Below are 7,502 nucleotides of genomic sequence, written 5' to 3'. Positions count from 1 at the left end.
GGCCGTCCATTCACCGGGTCACGGCTTGATACGGACGATCTGCGGGTCGTGGTCGCTGGCCTGCGACGCGAACTCGCTGTTGATGTGGACCACGTCGTAGTCGACGTGCTGGCGCTTCAGTCCGGCGCTGACCAGGATGTGGTCGAGCACCTGCGAGTTGCCCTGGTAGACGTAGGAGTACCGCTCCCAGAAAGGGAGTTCGTTGACCAGGTCGCGCAGCACGCCACCGGAGGTCAGGGTGCTCAGGGCCGGCGAGAACTGGTAGTCGTTGAAGTCGCCGAGCGAGACGATCCGGGCGTCCGGGTCGGCCGCGAGCAGCTTCTCGACGAACGCGTGCTCCACGCCGGCCTGCTGGACGCGCTGCACCTCGGAGCTGCGGGTCGGGGCCTGGAAGCGGCTGTCGAGGCCCTGGTCGCCGCCCTTGCTGTTGAGGTGGTTGGCGATGACGAAGAGCTTCTTGCCCTTGAACTCGAACTGGCCGACCAGCGGCTTGCGGCTGGTGGTCCAGGCCGCGTTGTTCGGGTCGATGCGGCCGGGCGAGGCGGTCAGCGAAGTCTGCTTGCCGGTGCCGGTGACGTCCACCGCGGTGGTGGAGTCGCCCCCCGGGATGTCGGTGAAGGAGATCCGGGCCGGGTTGAAGAGGAAGACCTGGCGGATGTTGCCGCCGGGCTCGCCGCCGTCCTTGCCGTCCACCGGGTTGATCGAGCGCCACTCGTACGCCGGGCCGCCGGCCGCCTTGATGGCGTCGATGAACTTGGCGACCGTGGCCGAGGCGTCCACCGTGCCGTCGTTGACGGCGCCGTTGTTGTCCTGGATCTCCTCCAGCGCGACCACGTCGGGCGAGCGGAGGTTGGTGACGATGCCCTGGGCGAGCTGGGCGAACTTGGTGTCCGGGTCGGACGGGTCGAGGTTCTCCACGTTGTACGTGGCGATGGTGGCCTCGCTGGGCAGCGGGCGGGCGGTGACCTCGCGCTGCAGGTGGTTGTCCTGGACGGTGCCGATGCTGTTCGCGGCGATGGTGTAGCCGCCGAACTGGTTGTAGTCGAGCGGGCCCTCGGTGGTGCCGCGCAGCTCGTCGCCGACGTTGGCGACCGGGAAGGGCTGGTCGGCGACCGGGACGAGCGACTGGACCATGATCCGGCCGGCGTTCGGGTGGTCGTAGCCGAGGTAGACCGAGCCGCCGCGGGCGGTGCGCGGGTCGGCGCAGTCGGCGTCCACCCACAGCTCGTTGTACTTGTCGGTGGCCTGGGTGACCCGGGCGTTGTCGACCTCGACCCGCATGCCCTCCAGCGACTCGTACAGGTCGAGGGCGTAGGTCTTCGGCTGCAGGGTGAACGCCTCGACCGAGCCGCCGGCGGCGTCCGGGGCGTAGGCGGCCGGGATGGTGCGCGCGTCCAGGCGGACGGCGGCGGGCAGCGCGTTGCCGGAGGAGAGCACGGTGGTCTTCGGGCCGCTCAGCTCGGTGACGGACTGGCCGCCGCCGCTGTAGGCCGGGTAGTACTCGCTGACCTTGGCGGTGACCAGCACGGAGTCGCCGACCTTGACGGCCGGGACGGCGCTGCCGGTGAAGACGAAGATGCCCTCGCTGGTGGCGGGGTCGGCGTCCGGGTTCGGGTCCTGCATCCAGAAGCCCTTGGAGCCGTAGGTGCGCACGCCGGTGACGATGCCGGGGATGCCCGCGATGGTGGCGCCGGTCTTCGGCGACAGGCGGGTGGCGCCCTGGATGTCGTGGATCCGGACCGTGCCGGGCTCGGTCGGGCCGGTGGAGCCGCCGCCGTCGCCGGTGTCCGCGGTCTCGCCCTTGCTGTTGACCGGGGTGGGCGCGCCGGCCTTGAGGTCGGCGGCGTTGTCGTCGGTGTCGGCGAGGCCGGCCGCGCGCGCGACCGAGGCGGTGTTGCTCGCGCCCGGGGCGGAGCCGCTGCCCTCGTGGACGACGGCGGTGCCGAAGCCGACCAGGTCGCGGACCCGGCCGTCGGCGGCGCAGTCCGCGGCGGTCTTGCAGGTCAGCGGGTCGGTGCCCTGGACGAGGGCGACGGTGCCGGAGGTGGCGGAGAGCGCCAGGGTGCCGGTGGCGTCCGGGGTCGGCAGGACGACGGTGCCGCCGGTGCCGGCCGCCTCGGCGATCAGGAAGCGGCCGCCGGGGGCGACCGAGCCGGTCAGCGGGGTGACGCCCCACTGGCTGGTGGCGCCGGGGGTGCCGGAGATGTACTGGACGCTCCAGCCGTCGAGGCCGAACGCGGCACCGCCCTTGTTGGCGAGCTCGATGAAGTCGTTCTTGAGCGTCGCGCCGGAGTTGCCGCCGCCGCCGTAGACCTCGGAGATGACCGCGTCGGCGGACGGCGCGGCCACCGCGGACGGCAGCGGGACGAGGACCAGCGAGGCCGCCACGGCGGACGGCAGCAGGGTCGCGCGCAGCAGCGTTCTGCGGGAGCGGGGGGTGCGGGCGGTGGAATCGGTCACCGGGACGGGCTCCTTAATCTGCCCCGCTCCGCCCGCCGGGCGGGTGGCATGCGGGCAGCACGGGTCACCCGGTCGACGTGGGGTCGCCCGGGTGCGGTCGAGGGTGGTTCGGGGTAGCCCGCAGCGCCGCGCGGCACCAGCTACTACCCGCGTAGATCGAGGGGCCTGCAGCACCCCCGGCCGCCCAAAATACGCGCGTAGAAAATGACACGACAAGACGTCCTGCGTTAACAGTTGGTACGCCGTCAGCAAAACGGAGGGGCCGCCGCCGGATCTCTCCGGTGGCGGCCCCTCGTCGCCTGCGCCCGGCGGGCCGGCGGCGGCGGACGGTCCGTCAGTCGACCTCGGCGGCGGCCGGCTCGCGCATCGCCGCCGACCACTTCTGCTCGACCTTGCCGAACTTCCAGAACGCCAGGGCGCCGGCCCAGGTGACCACGAACAGCCCCACGATGGCGTAGCCGACCGTGTTGAGGTCGAGCGCGGCGATCCAGCCGATCGGGCCGGAGGTGATGTCCAGCTTCTCGGCCAGCAGCCCGACCAGCTCGATCACGCCGATCACCAGCGCGACCAGCACCGACAGGCCGGTCACCGTGAGGTTGTAGTAGATCTTGCGGACCGGCTTGGAGAAGGCCCACTCGTAGGCGAAGTTCATGAACGAGCCGTCGATGGTGTCCAGCAGGCTCATCCCGGCCGCGAAGAGGACCGGCAGCACCAGCAGCGCGTACCAGGGCAGCGAGAAGGCCGCGGCGCCGCCGGCCAGTACCAGCAGCGAGACCTCGGTGGCGGTGTCGAAGCCGAGGCCGAAGAGCAGGCCGACCGGGTACATGTGCCACGGCTTGGTGACGGCCCGGGTGACCCGGCCGAGGATCCGGTTGAGGAAGCCGCGGCGGTCCAGCTGCCGCTCCAGCTCCGCCTCGTCGAACTCGCCGACCCTCATCCGGCGGAACACCCTGAGGATGCCGTTGAAGGCCCCCAGGTTGATCAGGCCGATCAGCACCAGGAAGACGCCGGAGACGCTCACGCCGATCAGGCCGGTGGCGGTGTGCAGGGCGGAGTCGTCCGACTCGACCTGGCCGGCCAGCGAGCGGATGCCGAAGGCGAGCAGCGCGCAGAGGCCGAAGACGATCGAGGAGTGGCCGAGCGAGAACCAGAAGCCCACCGAGAGCGGCCGCTTGCCCTGGCCCATCAGCTTGCGGGTGGTGTTGTCGATGGCGGCGATGTGGTCGGCGTCGAAGGCGTGCCGCATACCCAGGGTGTACGCGGTCAGGCCCATGCCGGCGCCGAAGACCTGGCCGCCCACGTCGTAGTGGCGGGGGGCGACCACCGCCAGCAGGGTGAACCAGCCGACCACGTGGAGCAGCAGCACGAAGCCGGCCATGCCGGCCAGCCGGGCCCACTCGTCCCTGGTGAGCCGGTCGCGCAGGCGGCTTGGCGTTGGCATGGGGTCCTCCCCGGCGATGGACGAACGAGCTGGGACATCCTTCCCCTTATAAGTGCGTAATTGCAACTCGTACGCAACTACCCACCAGGGGCGCACCGGACCGGGCCGATGCAGCGCCGGGCGCATCCGGCGCGGGACATGACACACGACGTACGCGATCCCTTAACCTCACACGCCTTCCAAGGGCCCCCGCCCCGCGCGGATACTCGGTTCTACGCGCGAATACCAGCTGCCACCCGAGCACCCCCACGTTCACTCGACTCCCCCACGGAGGAACGGCAGATGACCGGCACTCGCACCATCCCCAGCAGAGCAGCCCTGGCCGTCGCGGCGGCCGCGGCCGTCCTGGCCGCCACCCTGACCGGCCTGGGCGCACCCGCCCCGGCGGCCGCCGCCACCCCGCACCGGGTCCTGTTCGACAACACCAAGGCCGAGACGGCCGGCAACGCCGACTGGATCATCAGCACCAGCCAGCCCGATCCGCTCGCCCAGAACGCCAACCCCAGCACCGAGAAGAGCTGGACGGGTGCGCTCTCGGCCTGGGGCGTCGCGCTCCAGCGCACCGGCGCCTACAGCCTGAAGACGCTGCCGGCCGGCTCCACCATCACCTACGGCACCGGCGGCGCGCTCGACCTCGCCAACTTCGACACCTTCGTGCTGCCCGAGCCGAACGTGCGGCTCTCCACCGCCGAGAAGACCGCGGTGATGTCGTTCGTCCAGCACGGCGGCGGGCTGTTCCTGATCTCCGACCACACCAACAGCGACCGCAACAACGACGGCTGGGACTCCCCGAAGATCATCAACGACCTGCTGACCGGCAACGGCGTCGACAACACCGACCCGTTCGGCTTCTCGGTCGACCTGCTGAACATCACCACCGACAACCCGCAGGCGATCAGCGACGCGAGCAACCCGGTGCTGCACGGCTCGTTCGGCCCGGTCACCGGCTCCATCCTGCGCAACGGCACCACCTTCACCCTCAACCCGGCCGACAACCCGGCCGTCAAGGGCCTGGTCTACCGCACCGGATACAGCGGCAACACCGGCGCGTTCTTCGTGACCAGCACCTTCGGCAGCGGCCGGGTCGCGATCTGGGGCGACAGCTCCACCGTCGACGACGGCACCGGCCAGAGCGGCAACACCCTGTACAACGGCTGGAACGACCCGGCCGGCACCGACGCCGCGCTCGCCCTCAACGCCACCGAGTGGCTGGCCTCCGGCAGCAGCTCCGGCTCCGGCAGCGTCGCCCTCAGCAACCCCGGCAGCCGGACCGCCAACGTCGGCACCGCCACCAGCCTCCAGCTGTCCGCCACCGACACCGCGGGCGGCACCCTCACGTACGGCGCGAGCGGCCTGCCCGCCGGCCTGTCGGTCAACTCCGCCACCGGCCTGATCAGCGGCACACCGACCACCGCCGGGACGTACCAGGTCACCGCCACCGCGACCGACTCCACCGGACCGTCCGCCACCGCCTCCTTCACCTGGACCGTCAGCGGCGCCGGCGGCGGCTGCACCGCCGCCCAGCTGCTCGCCAACCCGGGCTTCGAGGCCGGCTCCACCGCCTCCTGGACCGAGACCAACTCCGGCGGCTCCAGCACCATCAACAGCAGCTCGAGCGAGCCCCCGCACTCCGGCAGCTACGACGCCTGGCTGGACGGCTACGGCACCACCAACACCGACACCCTCGCCCAGACCGTCACCCTGCCGACCGGCTGCTCCGCCTACAACTTCGGCTTCTGGCTGCACATCGACACCGCCGGCTCGGGCACGACCGTCTTCGACACCCTCAAGGTCCAGGTGCTCAACAGCTCCGGCACGGTTCTCTCCACCCTCGCCACGTACTCCAACACCGATGCCGCCTCCGGCTACCAGCAGCACACCTTCAACCTGGCCCCCTACGCCGGGCAGACGGTGACGCTCAAGTTCACCGGTGCGGAGGACTACACCAAGCAGACCTCCTTCGTCCTGGACGACGCGGCGGTCAACGTCTCCTGACCCCGGCTCGCCGCCCGACGGCACCGGTGCCCCTCGTCCGCCGGCGGGGGGCACCGGGCTGTCACCGCGCTTGCACGGGCTACCGGCCCGTCCGCGTGATGGTGGCCGTCAGGTCGCCGCGGGGCCGGACGACGATCCCGAAATCGGCGTCGGCATCGGCGGGCGGGTGGTGCAGCCGTACCGTGAAGGCGGGCAGCAGCCGCTCCAGCAGGGCGGTGGTCTCCAGGACGGTGAACCGGGCGCCGAGACAGGCGCGCGGACCGAGCCCGAACGGGTAGTAGCCGCCGGGCACCGGGCGGTGCGCGGGATCGAGGAAGCGGTCCGGACGGAACTGCTCGGGCCCGGGCCAGACCGCCGGATCACGGTGGGTGAGGTACGGGCAGACGAGCACCGTGCTGCCGGCCTCGATCCGCAGGCCGCCGATCTCGTCGTCCTCGGTCGCGTACCGGGGCATGAACCACGCCGCCGGATAGAGCCGGAGGGTCTCGCTCACCAGTGCCCTGATGGCCGCTGTCCGGGCCGGGGAGCCGGCCGGGCCCGCGTCCAGGGCCCGGGTGCACCACTCGGGACGGCGGTCCAGCAGCAGGTGGAGCCAGGTGAGGGTGGTCGCGGTGGTCTCGTGGCCCGCGATGAGCAGCGTGACCAGTTCGTCGCGGACGAGCCGGTCGGTGTACTGCGGGTGTTCGGCGGCGGCGTCCAGCAGCACGTGGAGCAGCCCGCGGCCGTGCGGTCCGGCCCGGCCGCTCCGGGCGGCGGCGATGGCCGCGGCGGCGATGGCGTCGATCCGTGCGAGGTCGGCGGCGAAGCCCGGCGGGAGCTCGGTGTTCGAGGCGGCGGGCGAGGTCGGGAGGGCGGCGACGGCGGAGGCGCAGGCGGCGTGCAGGTCGCGGGCGGTGTCCTCGTCCAGCGGGTGCCCGGTGAGCGCGCGCCAGATGGTGTCGAGGGTGAAGAACTGCATGTCCGCACCCAGGTCGCGGTCCTGCCCGCGATCGGCGGCCGCCCGCCAGCGGTCCGTCAGCCGGTCGGCCGCTGCCGCGATCGACGGCGTGAACTGCTCGATGCCGTGCCCGGCGAACCGGGCCTGGAGGATGCGGCGCTGGGTGCGCCACTGCTCGCCCTCGGCGGCCAGCAGCCCGTCGCCGATCAGCGCCCGCGCCCGGTGGGACCGTTTGACGTAGCGGTCGGGGTGCCGGGTCAGGACGTGCCGGACGGCGTCCGGCGCGGTGACCAGGACGAGACTGCGGGAGCCTGCCACGGCCGCGGCGATCGGGCCGAGGCGGCGGAGGCGCAGCACCAGGTCGATCATCTCGCCCCCGTTCTCCTGCCAGCGCCCGACCTCTGCCGGGTCGAGCCGCGGGGGAACGGGCGCGGGATCCCGGGCGTGAGCGGGGACGGAAACGGGAGCGGGGACGGGTGACCGGGTGTCGGACCGGTCGTCGGGGCGGGCGAGGCTCACGGCGGTTCTCCCGGCTCACGTGACGGCGCGTCGGTGCGGACCGTCGCCAAGGATAGCCCTCCGTGACCGTCGGCCGGCACGAGTTGCCGGGTCCGGCCTCCCGGTCGTGGCACCGGACCGGCCCGGCCCGTACCCGGCGGGGTACGGGCC

4 protein-coding genes are annotated in these 7,502 nt (G+C 72.2%); 1 reads left to right on the top strand and 3 read right to left on the bottom strand.

All coding sequences use genetic code 11. The annotated features are described in order from the left end of the window. Window positions 1-18: 18 nt before the first annotated feature. Together ACFV0G_RS30710 and ACFV0G_RS30705 are read right to left on the bottom strand one after the other, a co-directional pair. Window positions 19-2,460: an endonuclease/exonuclease/phosphatase family protein gene (locus tag ACFV0G_RS30710; protein WP_380555094.1), complete on the bottom strand. Its 2,442-nt coding sequence runs from the start codon at window positions 2,458-2,460 to the stop codon at window positions 19-21. Window positions 2,461-2,794: 334 nt separating this feature from the next. Further along, window positions 2,795-3,901: a HoxN/HupN/NixA family nickel/cobalt transporter gene (locus ACFV0G_RS30705; RefSeq protein WP_380555092.1), complete on the bottom strand. Its 1,107-nt coding sequence runs from the start codon at window positions 3,899-3,901 to the stop codon at window positions 2,795-2,797. Between the two features lie 282 nt (window positions 3,902-4,183). Here ACFV0G_RS30705 and ACFV0G_RS30700 point away from each other — a divergent pair, with 282 nt between their 5' ends. Further along, on the top strand, window positions 4,184-5,896 hold the full coding sequence (locus ACFV0G_RS30700) for a putative Ig domain-containing protein (RefSeq protein ID WP_380555090.1): 1,713 nt from the start codon (window positions 4,184-4,186) through the stop codon (window positions 5,894-5,896). Window positions 5,897-5,975: 79 nt separating this feature from the next. On the opposite strand, the gene ACFV0G_RS30695 is transcribed toward ACFV0G_RS30700, so the two are convergent. Further along, complete coding sequence (locus ACFV0G_RS30695) at window positions 5,976-7,202, bottom strand: cytochrome P450 (protein ID WP_380555088.1); 1,227 nt, start codon at window positions 7,200-7,202, stop codon at window positions 5,976-5,978. Between the last annotated feature and the right edge of the window lie 300 nt (window positions 7,203-7,502).

Origin of the sequence: Kitasatospora sp. NPDC059571, from assembly GCF_042735675.1 — a bacterium.
Lineage (GTDB): Bacteria > Actinomycetota > Actinomycetes > Streptomycetales > Streptomycetaceae > Kitasatospora.
The sequence above is the reverse complement of the archived record's forward strand: the minus strand, read 5'-3'. Positions and strand labels throughout refer to the sequence as shown.

Bases quoted from the DNA above. Each gene is read 5' to 3' on its own strand.
- ACFV0G_RS30695 (WP_380555088.1), bottom strand. From the start codon at position 7,202: ATGATCGACCTGGTGCTGCGCCTCCGCCGCCTCGGCCCGATCGCCGCG.
- ACFV0G_RS30700 (WP_380555090.1), top strand. From the start codon at position 4,184: ATGACCGGCACTCGCACCATCCCCAGCAGAGCAGCCCTGGCCGTCGCG.
- ACFV0G_RS30705 (WP_380555092.1), bottom strand. From the start codon at position 3,901: ATGCCAACGCCAAGCCGCCTGCGCGACCGGCTCACCAGGGACGAGTGG.